This window comes from Acidovorax radicis N35, from assembly GCF_000204195.1.
GTDB classification, from domain to species: Bacteria; Pseudomonadota; Gammaproteobacteria; order Burkholderiales; family Burkholderiaceae_C; genus Acidovorax; species Acidovorax radicis.
In genome coordinates, this window is sequence record NZ_AFBG01000006.1 from 117,045 (window position 1) to 131,838 (window position 14,794).

Annotated in this window: 12 protein-coding genes and 1 tRNA gene; 8 read left to right on the top strand and 5 right to left on the bottom strand. The window is 64.8% G+C overall.

Annotated elements, in window-relative coordinates; genetic code table 11:
- The first annotated feature begins 26 nt into the window (after window positions 1–26).
- Window positions 27–101 (top strand) — tRNA-OTHER (locus ARADN35_RS0101805).
- Between the two features lie 303 nt (window positions 102–404).
- Here the strand turns inward: ARADN35_RS0101805 and ARADN35_RS0101810 are convergent.
- Window positions 405–1,481: a LacI family DNA-binding transcriptional regulator gene (locus ARADN35_RS0101810; RefSeq protein ID WP_010458377.1), complete on the bottom strand. Its 1,077-nt coding sequence runs from the start codon at window positions 1,479–1,481 to the stop codon at window positions 405–407.
- A gap of 270 nt (window positions 1,482–1,751) precedes the next feature.
- Here ARADN35_RS0101810 and ARADN35_RS0101815 point away from each other — a divergent pair, with 270 nt between their 5' ends.
- The 7 genes from ARADN35_RS0101815 (at window position 1,752) to ARADN35_RS0101845 (ending at window position 8,144) form a co-directional block, all read left to right on the top strand.
- Window positions 1,752–2,435, top strand: coding sequence for an amino acid ABC transporter permease (locus ARADN35_RS0101815; RefSeq protein ID WP_010458378.1), 684 nt, complete (start codon window positions 1,752–1,754; stop codon window positions 2,433–2,435).
- The gene (locus tag ARADN35_RS0101820) at window positions 2,432–3,121 is read left to right on the top strand and encodes an amino acid ABC transporter permease (RefSeq protein ID WP_029412924.1); all 690 of its coding nucleotides are present in this window, start codon (window positions 2,432–2,434) and stop codon (window positions 3,119–3,121) included. The genes ARADN35_RS0101815 and ARADN35_RS0101820 overlap by 4 nt, the downstream gene beginning before the upstream one ends.
- Window positions 3,122–3,135: 14 nt before the next feature.
- Entirely contained in the window at window positions 3,136–3,918 is a 783-nt protein-coding gene (locus ARADN35_RS0101825; RefSeq protein ID WP_010458380.1) for an amino acid ABC transporter ATP-binding protein, read from the top strand.
- A gap of 62 nt (window positions 3,919–3,980) precedes the next feature.
- Complete coding sequence (locus ARADN35_RS0101830; RefSeq protein ID WP_010458381.1) at window positions 3,981–4,775, top strand: transporter substrate-binding domain-containing protein; 795 nt, start codon at window positions 3,981–3,983, stop codon at window positions 4,773–4,775.
- A gap of 102 nt (window positions 4,776–4,877) precedes the next feature.
- Entirely contained in the window at window positions 4,878–5,420 is a 543-nt protein-coding gene (locus tag ARADN35_RS0101835; RefSeq protein WP_010458382.1) for a VOC family protein, read from the top strand.
- 84 nt (window positions 5,421–5,504) lie between these two features.
- Complete coding sequence (locus tag ARADN35_RS0101840; protein WP_010458383.1) at window positions 5,505–6,782, top strand: ribulose-bisphosphate carboxylase large subunit family protein; 1,278 nt, start codon at window positions 5,505–5,507, stop codon at window positions 6,780–6,782.
- Window positions 6,783–6,785: 3 nt separating this feature from the next.
- Window positions 6,786–8,144: a four-carbon acid sugar kinase family protein gene (locus tag ARADN35_RS0101845; protein WP_010458384.1), complete on the top strand. Its 1,359-nt coding sequence runs from the start codon at window positions 6,786–6,788 to the stop codon at window positions 8,142–8,144.
- Between the two features lie 85 nt (window positions 8,145–8,229).
- On the opposite strand, the gene ARADN35_RS0101850 is transcribed toward ARADN35_RS0101845, so the two are convergent.
- The 4 genes from ARADN35_RS0101850 to aceF all read right to left on the bottom strand — a co-directional run bounded on the left by ARADN35_RS0101850 (window position 8,230) and on the right by aceF (window position 14,793).
- Window positions 8,230–9,651, bottom strand: a complete 1,422-nt coding sequence (locus tag ARADN35_RS0101850; RefSeq protein WP_010458385.1) for an aspartate kinase — start codon at window positions 9,649–9,651, stop codon at window positions 8,230–8,232.
- A 163-nt stretch (window positions 9,652–9,814) separates the two neighbouring features.
- Window positions 9,815–11,008 carry a Fic family protein gene (locus ARADN35_RS0101855; protein WP_029412932.1) on the bottom strand — a complete coding sequence of 398 codons (1,194 nt, stop codon included), beginning with the start codon at window positions 11,006–11,008 and terminating at the stop codon, window positions 9,815–9,817.
- Window positions 11,009–11,225: 217 nt separating this feature from the next.
- Window positions 11,226–13,085, bottom strand: a complete 1,860-nt coding sequence (gene lpdA / locus ARADN35_RS0101860) for a dihydrolipoyl dehydrogenase (RefSeq protein ID WP_010458387.1) — start codon at window positions 13,083–13,085, stop codon at window positions 11,226–11,228.
- Window positions 13,086–13,104: 19 nt separating this feature from the next.
- Complete coding sequence (aceF, locus tag ARADN35_RS0101865) at window positions 13,105–14,793, bottom strand: dihydrolipoyllysine-residue acetyltransferase (RefSeq protein WP_010458388.1); 1,689 nt, start codon at window positions 14,791–14,793, stop codon at window positions 13,105–13,107.
- Window position 14,794 lies beyond the last annotated feature (1 nt).

Here is a 14,794-nt window from a genome sequence, read left to right on the forward strand (position 1 = left end):
GAACTCTGCGGTGGACTGCGCAGCTAGCCGGGTGTAGTTCAATGGCAGAACGTTAACTTCCCAAGCTCGATACGTGGGTTCGGTTCCCATCACCCGCTCCACACCGTCGATCGTCATTAGGGACCACGAAGGAAGTCGGCCCAACGACGTTGAGACGCTCGATGCTGCGCTGCATCACGAGCGCATATCGCGTCATATGTCAGCAGGACAAGACCACAGTTCGTAGCGTGACTTCCCAAGCTCGCGCTGTCCGGTATCGGCGACCGCCGTCATTCCCGCTGCAGAACGTGACCGGCTGCACTCAGCCTCGTGCGGTCAAAGAGCCAACTCAGCATAGGTTTCCCCATACAGAGCACGCCTTCGCGCGCCTGTTGGCCTGCCTCCAACGCGGCGCAGCACCACCCCTACGGCAAATTCTCCCGAAAAATCACCTGGCTCCGCGTCGTCTCCACCCCGCTCGTCGGCTCCCTTCCATCCCGCAGATTCGCAAATATCCGCACGCAGTTCATCACCGCGCCCTGCGGGTTCTGGGTGATCACCGCGTCCATCGTCCCGTCGATCAGCAGCGCACGCGTATCCGGCGTGAGGCCGTGGCCGATGAACACGATCTTGCGGTCTGCGCCCGCCTCTTTCAGCGCCCGGCCAATGCCTTCGGCCCCGCCGCCGATGTTGTAGATGCCTGCCAAATCGTCGTGCTGCTCCAGCAGCGCGCGGGCCTGGCGGTAGTTGCGTTCGGCGTCGTCCTGACCTTCGCGTACGCCCACCACCTGCACCAGGGGGAACTGCTCTTCAAACAGGTGCAAAAAGCCCGCTTCGCGCTCCTCGTGGGCGCGGTAGCGCAGTGACCCAACAATCATCGCCACATGCGCCTTGCGGCTGTGGGCCAGCGGCCCCATGAAGCGGGCGATCAGGTAGGCGGCGGTGCGGCCGGCGGCGCGGTTGTCCAGGCCCACGTAGGCCACGCGGCGCGAGTTGGATAAATCCGAGATCAGCGTGACGGTGGGCACGCCCTGCTCTGCCAGCTGGGCCACGGCCTCGCGCACCACGGGGTGCTCCAGCGCCATGAAGGCGATGCCGTCGCAGCGCTTGCCGTAGTGCAGCAGCGCTTTGGCCAGCGCGTCGGGGTTGAAGCTTTCGATGTACGCCGCCTGGCAGCGCACGTTGAACGGTGCCCAGTGGTCCTGCGCGTAGCCGATCACGTCGCCCAGCATTTGCAGAAAGCGGTTGCTGCCCTCGGGGATCAGCACCATCAGGCGCAGCGGCTGGGGTTGCAGCGCTGCGTGCAGCTCGGCCTGCGGCAGGTAGCCCAGGGTGGCTGCGGCCTGCAGCACCCGCTGCGCGGTGGCGTTGCGCACGCCCGAGCGCTGGTTCAGCACCCTATCGACCGTGGCGGTGGAGACGCCGGACAGCTGGGCGATGTCGGGGATGCGCGGGCTGCGGGGACTGCTGGGACTACTGGGGTTGGGCGGGGTTTGGGCCATATGCGATTCAATCAAAAACCATCATTTAGCTTGCTGGTATTTGATGGATTCTGCGGATACTATCACTCGGCGTTCGATGCTGAAAGGCATCAGAACCCATCAGTAAAAACCCTAGGTTGTGACGGCTGGCACGCTTGCCAGGCCGATCACGCAGGAGACAAAGACATGCCTGGTATTTCCGCTCACGCTCGCCTGCGCCCACAGGGCAAGCCGCCAGTTTTTGGCCGCCGCGCCAGCACTCGCTGATTGACGCGCACGGCTGCCCCACCCATGACGTACGAGTTCGACTTTGCCAGCGTGCTGGCCAACTGGCCCCAGTTTCTGGAAGGGGCTTGGATGACCATCCTGCTGTCCTTCCCGGCCACCGTGATCGGTTTTGTGGGCGGCACGCTGCTGGCCATTGGCCGGCGCAACGACCAGCGCTGGCTGGTGCGGGCCTGCGGTGCGTATGTGGAGGTGCTGCGCAACACGCCGCTGCTGGTGCAGGTGTTTCTGGTGTTCTTTGGCCTGGCCAGCCTGGGCTTCAAGGTGTCGGCGTTTGCTGCGGCGCTGTTGACGCTGGTGATCAACGTGGCGGCCTACACCTGCGAAATCATGCGGGCGGGCATGGATTCGATCCACAAGGGCCAGATCGAAGCGGCCGAGTGCCTGGGACTGACGCGCCGGCAGGTGTACTGGCACGTGGTGCTGCGCCCGGCGATGGAGAAGGTGTACCCCGCGCTCACCAGCCAGTTCGTGCTGTTGATGCTGGCGTCGTCCATCACCTCGCAGATCTCGGTGGAGGAACTCACTGCCGTGGCGGCGCGGGTGCAGTCCGAGACCTTCCGCCCGTTTGAGGCTTACATCCTGGTGGCGGTGGCGTACCTGGCGCTGTCGCTGCTGATGCGGCTGGGGCTGTGGGTGTTCGGGCAGATCGTGTTCACGCGCCAACGCAAACTGGGGAGCGCTAAATGATTGACGGTGGATTGAACTCATACCACCTGCAGTACCTGCTGTTCGGCGCGCTGTGGACCATCGGCCTGTCGCTGATTGCGTTTGTGGGCGGTGGCCTGGCCGGGGGCGTGATTGCGCTGTGCCGCGTCAGCCCGATCAAGGCGGTGCGCTGGGCGACGATTGCGTGGATTCAGATCATTCAGGGCACGCCGCTGCTGGTGGTGCTGTTCCTGTGCTACTTCGGCCTGTCCATCGCGGGGCTGGAGCTGCCCGCCATCGTGGCGGCCAGCATCGCGATGATTGTTTATGTCAGCGCGTATCTGGGTGAGATATGGCGCGGATGCATCGAGTCGGTGCCGCGCACGCAGTGGGAGGCGGCCGAGTGCCTGGCCCTGTCGCGCACCCAGCGCATGCGGCTGGTGGTGCTGCCGCAGGCAGTGCGCATTGCCACGCCGCCCACGGTGGGCTTCATGGTGCAGATCGTGAAGAACACCTCGCTGGCGTCCATCGTGGGGTTCATCGAGCTGGTGCGTGCCGGGCAGCTCATCAACAACTCGATCTTTCAGCCCTTCACTGTGTACCTGCTGATCGCCATCGCCTACTTTGCGATGTGCTACCCGCTGTCGGTGTGGAGCCGCAAGCTGGAGCAGCGCCAGCAGTTTGGAAACAACCGTGGCACAGCCACCCCCTCTGTGACCACCGCATGAAACGAGAAGACACCATGAACCTCGCCCGAGACGCTGCCGCGCAACCCTCCCAGCCAGCGGCCTCGCCTGCGCAGCCCGTCGTTGAACTAAAAGACGTGCACAAGAGCTTTGGCAGCAACCAGGTGCTCAAGGGCGTGTCGTTTGCTATTCCCCGGGGCCAGGTGGTGGCCATCATCGGCAAGAGCGGCTCGGGCAAGAGCACGGCGCTGCGCTGCATTGACCGGCTGGAGATCATCGACAGCGGCACCATCAATGTCTGCGGTCACGCGGTGCACGACCCGGCCATCGACCTGCGCCAGCTGCGCCAGGACGTGGGCATCGTGTTCCAGAGCTACAACCTCTTCCCGCACCTCACGGTGGAGCAGAACGTCACGCTGGCCCCCAAGGCCGTGAAGAACCTGCCCACAGCCAAGGCGCGCGAGATTGCCGCCCGCACGCTGCAGCAGGTGGGCCTGGCGGACAAGGCGCAGGCGTACCCCGAGCAGCTTTCGGGCGGGCAGCAGCAGCGCGTGGCGATTGCCCGGTCGCTGGCGATGGAGCCGCAGGTGATGCTGTTCGACGAAGTGACCTCTGCCCTCGACCCGCAACTGACCGGCGAGGTGCTGCGCGTGATCGAAGCCCTGGCCCAGGGCGGCATGACCATGGTGCTGGTCACGCACGAGATGGAGTTTGCCGCCCGGGTGGCCGACACCATCATCTATATGCACGAGGGCAAGGTGTGGGAGACGGGCCCGGGCGACATGCTCAAGAACCCACAGACCGCCGAACTGCGCAACTTCCTTTCTCACGGGCTTTGAGTTTCAGCTTCAGCCCTGCCCCTTTCGATTCCGTACTCAAAAACCACCAGGAGACAACCACCATGACCGTATCCCTTATCTTCCGCCGCACCTTACTGGCCGTGGGCGCCGCCGCCCTGTGTATGCCCGCCATGGCCGAGCTGACCGACATCAAGTCCGCCGGCAAGCTGCGCGTGGGCATTGACTTTGGCGCGCCGTTCTATGGGTTTGTGGACGACAAGATGAAGCCAGTGGGCTCGGACGTGGAAGCAGCTGAGCTGCTGGCCAAGGACCTGGGCCTGACGCTGGAGATCGTGAACACGACCAACTCCGCACGCATCCCCAACCTGCTGTCCAACAAGGTGGACCTGATCATCTCGTCGCTGTCGATCACGCCCGAGCGCCAGAAGGCGGTGGACTTCTCCATCCCCTACGGCGCCATCCAGGCCGCAGTGGGCGCGCCCAAGAGCTTGAAGCTGACCAGCATCGAAGACCTGGCCGGCAAGACCGTGGCCGTGACGCGCGGTGGCCCGCAGGACAAGATCGTGACCGAGCGCGCGCCGCAGGCCAAGGTGGTGCGCTTTGATGACGAATCTGCCTCCATCACCGCGGCGGCCACCGGCCAGGCCGACATCGTCGCCATCACGCCGCCCATCATCGCGGCCATCGCCAAGAAGAACCCGGCGCGCGACTTCGAGACCAAGTTCATCCTGCAGTCGTACCAGCTGGGCGTGGCCATGCGCAAAGGCCAGCCCGAGCTGATGGCCGCCGTCAATGGCTGGATCAAGACCAATCTGGCCAACGGCAAGTTGAACGACATCCATGTGAAGTACGCCGGCGTGCCGATCCCCAAAGAAATCATCGACGGCGCGAAGTAAGCGCTGCCACGTAGGCAGCGGCGGGTGGCGAGCGGTGGGTAATGCCCTCCGTTCAGCGCTGCCCTGCACTGCACTGGCCCCTCACCAACAAAGGAAATTCTTATGAGCCGTCATTTCGGCGCCATCCGCCAACTCGGCTATGTGGTCCACGACATCGAAGCCGCCATGGACTACTGGAGCAAGACCCTGGGCGTGGGACCGTGGTTCTACAACCCCAAGGTTCCGATCAAGAACTACGTCTACAAGGGCGAGCACTACGAGCCGCACAACTCGGTGGCGCTGGCCAACTCGGGCTATGTGCAGGTCGAGCTGATCCAGACGCGCAATGACGTGCCGTCGATGTACCGCGACTTTCTGCAGGCCGGACGCACCGGGCTGCAGCACGTGGCGTACTGGACGAGCGACTACGACGCCGACCTGGCGCGGCTGACGGCCCAGGGATTCAAGACGGTGATGAGTGGCGAGGTGGGCGAAAAGGGCCGGTTCGTTTACTTCGACACCGAGTACCACCCCGGCACGGTGATCGAGCTGTCGGAAGTGGCGGGCCCCAAGGGCCGCATGTTCGACCTGATCCGTTCGGAGTCGGAAACCTGGGATGGCACGACCGACCCGGTGCGGCCGTTTCCGGATCTGTCGAAGATCTGAAGACGCCCAGAATTTCAAGACAAATTGGCCTCTAGCGCTTATTCCATAAGCGCTAGCAGCTATCAAAAAAGTAGTTCACCCACCATGTCCCCAGACCGCTTTGAAGCCACCTACCTGATCGAAACCCCGCTGGACCCGGCCCACGTGGCCGAAGTGCTGGCGGGCGAACAATCGTGTGGCACCTTCACCCGGGTCGACGGCGAGACCGACGCGCTGCGCGAACGCGCCCGCGCCACGGTGGAGTCGGTCGAGCTGCTGGATGTGGCGCCTGTGCCATCGCTGCCCAACGGCTGGATGCAGCGGCGCGGCATGTTTGACACACCGCAGACCTGGCAGCGCGCCCGGCTGCGCGTGAGCTTTCCGTGCGACAACATCGGCCCCAACCTGCCCACGCTGGCTGCCACCGTGTCGGGCAACCTGTACGACCTGGGCGAAGTCACCGGCCTGCGGCTGGAGTCCATGAAGCTGCCCAGCGCCTACCGCGCGCAGTTCGATATGCCCCGCCACGGCATAACCGGCACCCGCGCGTTGACCGGCGTGCAGGGCCGCCCGCTGATCGGCACCATCATCAAGCCCAACGTGGGCCTGTCGGCCGAAGAAACCGGCGACCTGGCGGGCCGCCTGTGCGCTGCCGGGGTGGACTTCATCAAGGACGACGAGGTCTGCGCCAACCCGGTTCACGCGCCGCTGGCCGACCGCGTCAAAGCCGTGATGCGCCGGGTGCGCGCCCACCAGGACAAGACCGGCAAGCTGGTGATGGTGGCCTTCAACATCACCGACGAGACCGACGCCATGCGCCGCCACGCCGACCTGATTGCTGCCGAGGGTGGCAGCTGTGTGATGGTCAGCCTGAACTGGTGCGGCTACTCGGCCGTGCAAACCCTGCGCCGCCACAGCCCGCTGGCGCTGCACGGCCACCGTAATGGCTACGGCGCGCTGTCGCGCCACCCGCTGCTGGGCTTCTCGTTCAACGCCTGGCAGACGCTGTGGCGCCTGGCGGGCGTGGACCACATGCATGTGCACGGCCTGCAGGGCAAGTTCTCGCAGACCGACGAGGAAGTGATCGAGTCGGCCCAGGACACCCTGGCCCCGCTGTGCGAAGGCCTGGACGACCGCGTGCTGCCCGCCTTCTCCAACGGCCAGTGGGCCGGCACCGTGCCCGCCACCTGGGACAGCATCCGGTCCAACGACCTGCTGTTCATGTCTGGCGGCGGCATCCTGGCCCACCCCGATGGCCCCGCTGCGGGCGTGGCCAGCCTGCAGCAGGCCTGGGACGCGGTACAAAAGGGCGAGACCCTGGCCCAGCGCGCCACCCACGCATCCGAGCTGCGCCGTGCGATCGAATTCTTCGGCAAGAAATAAGCGATGACGACGAGTGCCCCCCTGTACGGCTGGTACGGCGACGATTTCACCGGCGCCACCGACACCCTGGCCGTGCTGGCCCAGGCCGGCCTGCGCTCGATGCTGTTCATGGGCGTGCCCAGCGCAGAGGCCCTGGCCGCCGCCGGGCCGCTCGATGCGGTGGGCATCGCGGGCGCTGCGCGCGCCATGCCGCCAGAGGCCATGCGGGCCGAGATGTCGGCTGTAGGCCGCTTCTTTGAAAAGCTTGCGCCGCCAGTGCTGCACTACAAGGTGTGCTCCACCTTCGACAGCGCCCCACATGTCGGCAACATTGCTTGCGGCATTCAGACCCTGCACCCGTTTGTGGACAACCGCTGGGTGCCCATCGTGGGAGGGCAACCCAGCCTGGGGCGCTACTGCGCGTTCAGCAACCTGTTTGCGGCTGCAGGCACCGGCGGGCTCGTGCACCGCATCGACCGCCACCCCACTATGCGGCAGCACCCCGTCACGCCCATGGGCGAGGCTGACCTGCGGCTCCATCTGGCGCTGCAAGGGCTGGACGGCATCACCGCCCTGCACTACCCGCTGTACGACATCAGCGCCGCCGCCAGCACCAGCGCCGGCACCAGCGCACTGGACGCTGCACTGCAGGCTCTGCTCGACCATGAGGCCACCCCGCATGCCATGGCACCCAGTTTGCTGGACTTGACCACGCCGGATCAGCTGGCCACCGTGGGCCGCTTGCTGTGGCAGCAGTCTCAACAGGCCCGGTTGCTGGCCGTGGGTTCCAGCGCCGTGGCCCAGGCGCTGGTCGCCCACTGGGGCAAGCCGGCGTTAACGGCCGCTGCACCGCTGGCGCCCGCCGACGGGCCGGTGTTGGCCTGGGCGGGCAGCTTGTCCCCCCTGACCGCCGCGCAGGTGCAGGCCGCCACCGCATACCACCGCATCGCAGTGGACGCCCAGCGGCTGTGCAGCGACATGGCCTACGCGCAGGGTCTGCAGGACGCCCTCTGCGAGGGTCTGCACAGCGGACAGAACGTACTGGCCTTCACCGGCCCCACGGACGGCGCGCCGCTGGCCGCTGCGGTTTCGTCCACCGACATCGCCCAGGCCAGTGCCGATCTGATCGCCCGCGTGGTGCAAGCCCGCGCAGAACGCGGCGCGCCACTGCGCCGCATCGGCATCGCCGGCGGTGACACGTCAAGCCACGCAGTCCAGGCGCTGCAGTTGTGGGGGCTGTCGTACAAGACCACGGTCTGCCCGGGCGTCACGCTGAGCAGCGCGCACAGTGCGGACCCGTCGCGCCAAGGGCTCGAGTTGATGCTCAAGGGCGGGCAGATGGGTGGAACGGATCTGTTCGAAAGGCTGCTCGGCACCGTCTGACGGAGACATCCAGGCGATAAAAAGCCCGCGCATGGCGGGCTCCTTATAGAAGGGCTTAGCGGCAGGCAAGCCTGCCGCTATTTCTTCAAACGCGTGGAACGGGAGTTCCTGAGTTCACGCACAGCGCCAGGTTCAGCGCCTTGATCGCGGTCTTGTAGTCCTCGCGCTCGATCACGAACTGCATGTTCACCTGCCGCAGGGTCTGGGACACGCAGTTGACGTTGACCCGCGCATCGGCCAGTGCCTGTGCGGCCTTGGCCAGCACGCCTGGGATGCCGATGTTGGAGCCGATGGTGCACACAATCGCGCTGGGCTTGATCGTCACGATCTGGTAGCCCTCCTGCAGCTCGGCCACCAGCTCGGGCGTGACCTGGTTGTCCCACACCAGATGGGCGATGGAGTTGGCGTTGGTTGCCTTCAGGATGTAGCTCACATCGTGCTTGCAGAACACGTTCATCAGGCCCGCATCAAAGCCCACCGTGCCCACCATGCTGGGGTCGTGGATCTCGATCAGCGTGACCTTGTCGGTGCCGGTCACGATCTCCACGCGCGCGCGCTCACCCACAAAATCCTTGGTAATGAGCGTGCCGGGATGGTCGGGCTCAAACGTGTTTTTCAGGCGGATGGGGATGCCCGCCAACTCCATGGGCTTGGCAGCCTTGGGGTGGATGGCTTCCATGCCCACGTCGGCCAGCTGGTCGGCCACGTCGTAGTTGGTGGCGCCCACAACGATGGCGTTTTCCAGGCCCACCAGGTTGGGGTCGGCAGACGACAGGTGGAATTCCTTGTGGATCACGGCCTCGGCGGGGCGCACTTCCACGGCGATCTTGCTGAAGGTGACCTCGGAATAACCGCGGTCAAACTCGCGCATGATGCCTTCGGTGCCCTTGGTGTAGCCGGTGGCCACCACCACCTTGTCGCTCAGGTCCAGGCCCTTGAAGCTCTGCGCAATGCGCTCGTCGATGGTCCACGCTTCGTTGTCATCAAAGCCGGCCAGGTCCATCAGGGTGGCGTTCACACCGTTGGCCTTGAGGATCTCGACCGAGTTGAACGCGCTGTGCGACTCGCCAATCGAGGCCAGCACTTCACGCGCAGCCAGCAGCACATCCTTGCGGCTCAAATAGCCGCTGGCCAGCACATGCTGCATGGCCCCCAGATACTCGCGCGCCTGGCCAATGCGCTGGTCGATAAAGGCATCGGCCACATCCAGCGGCAGGCCCAGCTCTGCATAGCCCGCATTGAGTTTTTTCAGGCTGACCGCCAAACCCGTCAAGGCATCCTGATAACCCTTGCCTTCCGCAAACAAGGCATAAATGCCGCGCTCACCCGTCTTTTTGTGCTCCAGCAGCTGGTTCGTCACGCCTGAATAGGCCGACACCACGTAGATGCGGCCGTAAATGCGTTTGGGGTCGTGCAGCACGATGTGGCGCAGCACATCGCCAAAAGCGGTCATGGAAGTGCCGCCGATTTTCTCGACAGAGATCTTGGAGGAGTTGACGTCTGACATGGGCAAGCTCAGAGGAGCAAAAAAGATTGGGAGGCCGGGCGGATGTTCTGCCCCATGGATAGCGGCAGAAAACCCTCTATTTTCCACGACTTTTGTCGGGGCACTTTGGCGCGGGCCTGAAGGACCGCGCCTCAACATGAACGGGTTCTAAGGCCCATGTGGTTTACCGGGCCATCGCGTCCGCCTCGGCCTCAGGCCATAGCCTGGGAAACAAAAAGCGCAGCGCATGTTGCGGCAGCCCAAACCGCACCTTCCCTTGCGGCGAATCGGACACAAGCAGCCCGCGCCGCACCAGCGCACCCAACGCATCGGTGGCGCCCCGGTCGCTCATGCCCAGCATGGACTTGAAGTCGCCGCGCGCCATCTCTTCGCCGCTTAAGAACAGGTAGTGCAACCCGCGCAGCGACTCTTGCCGCACGCCCGATTTTTCTACCGTGGCTTCGAACACCAGGCAGGCTTCGATGCGGGCCTTCAAGGTTTTGAAGTCCAGCATGTCGGACATGAAGCCCACCTGGTCCTGACACACATCCAGCACATAGTCGGCCCAGGCGACCAGAGCCTGTTCGCTCAAGTTGCCGCGCCCGTCCAGATCGCCACGGCGCGCGCTGTCGGCGTCGGCAAGCAGCGCGTAATACTGCTCGGTGCTGCGTGCAAAGCCTCGCAGGGGCGACCACAGCCCCCCGGTGTAGCCCAGCGCACTCAGCAAGGTATGCGTGTGCAGCCGCATGACACGCCCATTGCCATCCACAAATGGGTGCACCCAGCCCAGACGCTGGTGCGCGCACGCCATGGCCACCAGCGCGGCTTCGCCCCGGCGCACACCGCTGTAGCAGGCCGCCCATCGCTCAAGAAACTGCGGCACGCTAGCCCAGGCCGGAGCCACATGCTGACCCACCCACACTTCGCGCTGGCGCAAGGCACCGGGTGCGATGGGTTCGTTTTCCGCCGTTACCAGGTCGGAGGATGGCAGCCGACCAAACAGCTCGCGGTGGAGCACCTGCACCGCATCCACCGAATACAAGGCGCGCCCTCCCTCCACCCCGGCGTAACGTTGCTCCAAGGCGCTCTCCGCCTCTATGTGGGCCACGGCCAGGCGCTGCTTGGCGGCGAGCACTGCGTCTTGCGAAAAATCCTTGCGCAGCGCCTGCTCGATCTCGTGCGGACGCGTGTGCTGGCCCTCGATGCGGTTGGTGTAGTAGGAATTCATGCTGCGCAGCAGAGTGCGCAACTCGGGCGGCACCCGGGTGCCCGCCAACAATGTGGCGGCGCGGGACAGGTCGTGCGCCTTGGTCAGCAAAGGCTCCATCCGCGCATCGGATGGAAGCAAGGGCTCGAACTGATGGGGCGATGTGCACATGGCTGTATTTTGCCAACTTTATGACAATTGCAAATTATTGATTTAATTAAATATTTATCAATTTATGCCAAGAATTTTGCCAACTCTATTGCTAACCCAATGTACCGCTATGCACCCCGTCAACACAACACGATATAGCCAAAGAAAAGCCGCGCAGCCCTTTCGGAATCTGCGCGGCCAGCTACTGAATCAGTAGCAACCTCGAAGGAGGGTCAGCTCACTTCTTTTGCGGCGGCACGTCCGTGCAAGAGCCGTGCGCAATCTCCGCCGCCATGCCGATGCTTTCGCCCAGCGTGGGGTGCGGGTGGATGGTCTTGCCAATGTCCACCGCGTCTGCGCCCATCTCGATGGCCAGGGCGATCTCGCCAATCATGTCGCCCGCATGCGTGCCGACCATGCCGCCGCCCAGGATCTTGCCGTGGCCATGGGCTTCGGGCGAGTCGTCGAACAGCAGCTTGGTCACGCCTTCGTCGCGGCCGTTGGCAATGGCGCGGCCAGAAGCCGTCCAGGGGAACAGGCCCTTCTTGACCTTGATGCCTTGCGCCTTGGCCTGGTCTTCGGTGAGGCCCACCCAGGCCACTTCAGGGTCGGTGTAGGCCACTGATGGGATCACGCGGGCGTTGAAGGCGGCGGCGGCCAGCTCCTTGTTGCCCTGCAGTTCACCGGCGATGACTTCTGCCGCCACGTGCGCTTCATGCACCGCCTTGTGCGCCAGCATGGGCTGGCCCACAATGTCACCGATGGCGAAGATGTGCGGCACATTGGTGCGCATCTGGATGTCGACGTTGATGAAGCCACGGTCCGTCACGGCCACGCCAGCTTTTTCAGCAGCGATCTTCTTGCCGTTGGGCGTGCGGCCCACGGCCTGCAGGACCAGGTCGTAGACCTGGGGCGCGGGGGCGGTGCCGCCCTCTTCCGCTGCGGCAAACGTCACTTCAATGCCTTCGGGCGTGGCCTTGGCGCCCACCGTCTTGGTCTTGAGCATGATGTTGTCAAAACGCTTGGCGTTCATCTTCTGCCAGATCTTGACGAGGTCGCGGTCGGCGCCCTGCATCAGGCCGTCCATCATTTCCACCACATCCAGGCGCGCGCCCAGCGTGCTGTACACGGTGCCCATTTCGAGGCCGATGATGCCGCCGCCCAGAATGAGCATGCGCTTGGGCACTTCCTTCAGTGCCAGGGCGCCGGTGGAGTCGACCACGCGGGGATCGTTGGGCATGAAGGGCAGGCGCACGGCCTGGCTGCCGGCGGCGATGATGGCCTTCTTGAAGGCGATGACCTTCTTGGTGCCCGTCTTCTCCTGCGCGGTGCCGGTGGTTTCTTCCACTTCCAGGTGGTTGGCGCCGACAAAGGCACCGTAGCCGCGCACGGTGGTCACCTTGCGCATCTTGGCCATGGCGGCGAGGCCGCCGGTGAGCTTGCCGATGACCTTCTCCTTGTGGCCGCGCAGCTTGTCGATGTCGAGCGAGGGTGCGCCGAAGCTCACGCCCAGGTCCGCCATGTGGCTGACCTCGTCCATGACGGCCGCCACGTGCAGCAGCGCTTTGGAGGGAATGCAGCCCACGTTCAGGCACACGCCACCCAGGGTGGCGTAGCGCTCGACGATGACGACCTTGAGGCCCAGGTCGGCCGCGCGGAAGGCCGCCGAATAACCGCCAGGGCCGCCGCCCAGCACGAGCACGTCGCAGTCCAGGTCGGCCGTGCCAGCAAAGCTGGATGCTACTGGATTGATAGCTGCTTGGGATTGACTAGCGGGCGCTGGGGCCGATTTTGGCGCAGATGGTGCAGCCACGGGTGTCGCAGGGGCCGGTGCGGCTGCCGGGGCCGCCGCGCCAGCACCCTCCACTTCCAGCGTCAGCACCACCGAGCCTTCGGCGATCTTGTCGCCGAGCTTCACTTTGAGCTCCTTGACCACGCCAGCGTGGCTGGACGGGATCTCCATGGAGGCCTTGTCGGACTCCACGGTGATCAGGCTTTGTTCGGCCTTGATGGTGTCGCCGGGTTTGACCAGCACTTCGATGATGGCCACTTCGGCGAAGTCGCCGATGTCGGGCACCTTGATGTCGATGATTGCCATGGTGTGTCTTGCCCTTTCGTTACATCACGATGCGGCGGAAGTCCGCCAGCAGCGAGGCAAAGTACACGTTGAAGCGCGCGGCGGCAGCGCCGTCGATCACGCGGTGGTCCCAGCTGAGCGACAGGGGCAGCACCAGGCGCGGGGCGAACTGCTTGCCGTCCCACTTGGGTTCGATGCTGCTCTTGCACACGCCCATGATGGCGACTTCAGGCGCGTTGATGATGGGCGTGAAGTAGCGCCCGCCAATGCCGCCCAGCGAGCTGATGGAGAAGCAGCCGCCGGTCATGTCGGCCGGGCCGAGCTTGCCGTCGCGCGCCTTCTTGGCCAGGTCGCCCATCTCTTGCGAGATCTGGACGATGCCCTTCTTGTCGGCGTCGCGGATGACGGGCACAACGAGGCCGTTGGGCGTGTCGGCCGCAAAACCGATGTGAAAGTAGTTCTTGAGAACCAGTTGGTCGCCATCGAGCGAGCTGTTGAACTCGGGGAACTTCTTGAGCGCGGCCACGGCGGCCTTGATCATGAAGGCGAGCATGGTGACCTTGACGCCACTCTTCTCGTTCTCTTTGTTGAACTGCACGCGGAAGGCTTCGAGGTCGGTGATGTCCGCGTCGTCGTGGTTGGTGACGTGCGGGATAACGACCCAGTTGCGGTGCAGGTTGGCGCCGCTGATCTTCTTGATGCGCGAGAGGTCCTTGCGCTCCACGGGGCCGAACTTGGTGAAGTCCACCTTGGGCCAGGGCAGCAGATCGAGGCCGACGCCGGAGCCGCCAGCGCTGGCCACCGGAGCCTTGGCAGCCTGCGCCTTGGTCTGGGCGGCGCCGCTCATCACCTGCTTGGTGAAGGCCTGCACATCGTCTTGCGTGATGCGGCCCTTGTGGCCAGTGCCTTTGAGTTCTTCGAGCGGCACACCGAGTTCGCGGGCAAACTTGCGCACGGACGGGCTGGCGTGGGGCAAGCCGGCCGTGGGCGTACCGGGCTGGTGCGCGGGCACGGCGGCTGTGGCGGCCGCCGGGGCTGCGGCAGCAGCTACCGCAGGGGCCGGCGCAGAGGCGGCAACCGCAGGGCTTGCAGGAGCCACCGCTGCCGGGGCCGGAGCAGCTGCGGGGGCGCTGCCAGCCACGCCTTCCAGCATGGCCACCAGATCACCGATGTTGACGGTGTCGCCGATCTTGACCTTGAGCTCCTTGACCACGCCAGCGGCGGGCGAAGGGATCTCCATCGATGCCTTGTCGGACTCGACGGTGAAGAGCGATTGTTCGAGCTTGATGGTGTCACCCACCTTGACCAGCAGCTCGATGACGGCCACGTCCTTGAAGTCGCCGATGTCGGGCACACGCACTTCCACCGGGCCTGCTGCTGCAGCCGGGGCTGCCGCAGGTGCAGCAGCCACCGGGGCTGGGGCAGCCGCCGATACTGGGGCTGCGGCAGGTGCCGGCGCAGCCGATGCGGGGGCTGGCGCTGGCGCAGCGCCCTGCACTTCCAGCGTCAGCACGACCGAGCCTTGCTTGACCTTGTCACCAATCTGCACGCGCAGTTCCTTGACCACGCCTGCGTGGCTGGAGGGAATCTCCATCGACGCCTTGTCGGACTCCACCGTGATCAGAGATTGCTCAGCCTTGACGGTATCGCCGGGCTTCACGAGCAACTCGATCACGCCGACTTCGTCGAAGTCTCCGATGTCCGGGACCTGAATGTCTACCAATGCCATT

Bases quoted from the DNA above. Each gene is read 5' to 3' on its own strand.
- ARADN35_RS0101810 (WP_010458377.1), bottom strand. From the start codon at position 1,481: ATGGCCCAAACCCCGCCCAACCCCAGTAGTCCCAGCAGTCCCCGCAGC.
- ARADN35_RS0101815 (WP_010458378.1), top strand. From the start codon at position 1,752: ATGACGTACGAGTTCGACTTTGCCAGCGTGCTGGCCAACTGGCCCCAG.
- ARADN35_RS0101820 (WP_029412924.1), top strand. From the start codon at position 2,432: ATGATTGACGGTGGATTGAACTCATACCACCTGCAGTACCTGCTGTTC.
- ARADN35_RS0101825 (WP_010458380.1), top strand. From the start codon at position 3,136: ATGAACCTCGCCCGAGACGCTGCCGCGCAACCCTCCCAGCCAGCGGCC.
- ARADN35_RS0101830 (WP_010458381.1), top strand. From the start codon at position 3,981: ATGACCGTATCCCTTATCTTCCGCCGCACCTTACTGGCCGTGGGCGCC.
- ARADN35_RS0101835 (WP_010458382.1), top strand. From the start codon at position 4,878: ATGAGCCGTCATTTCGGCGCCATCCGCCAACTCGGCTATGTGGTCCAC.
- ARADN35_RS0101840 (WP_010458383.1), top strand. From the start codon at position 5,505: ATGTCCCCAGACCGCTTTGAAGCCACCTACCTGATCGAAACCCCGCTG.
- ARADN35_RS0101845 (WP_010458384.1), top strand. From the start codon at position 6,786: ATGACGACGAGTGCCCCCCTGTACGGCTGGTACGGCGACGATTTCACC.
- ARADN35_RS0101850 (WP_010458385.1), bottom strand. From the start codon at position 9,651: ATGTCAGACGTCAACTCCTCCAAGATCTCTGTCGAGAAAATCGGCGGC.
- ARADN35_RS0101855 (WP_029412932.1), bottom strand. From the start codon at position 11,008: ATGTGCACATCGCCCCATCAGTTCGAGCCCTTGCTTCCATCCGATGCG.
- lpdA (WP_010458387.1), bottom strand. From the start codon at position 13,085: ATGGCAATCATCGACATCAAGGTGCCCGACATCGGCGACTTCGCCGAA.
- aceF (WP_010458388.1), bottom strand. From the start codon at position 14,793: ATGGCATTGGTAGACATTCAGGTCCCGGACATCGGAGACTTCGACGAA.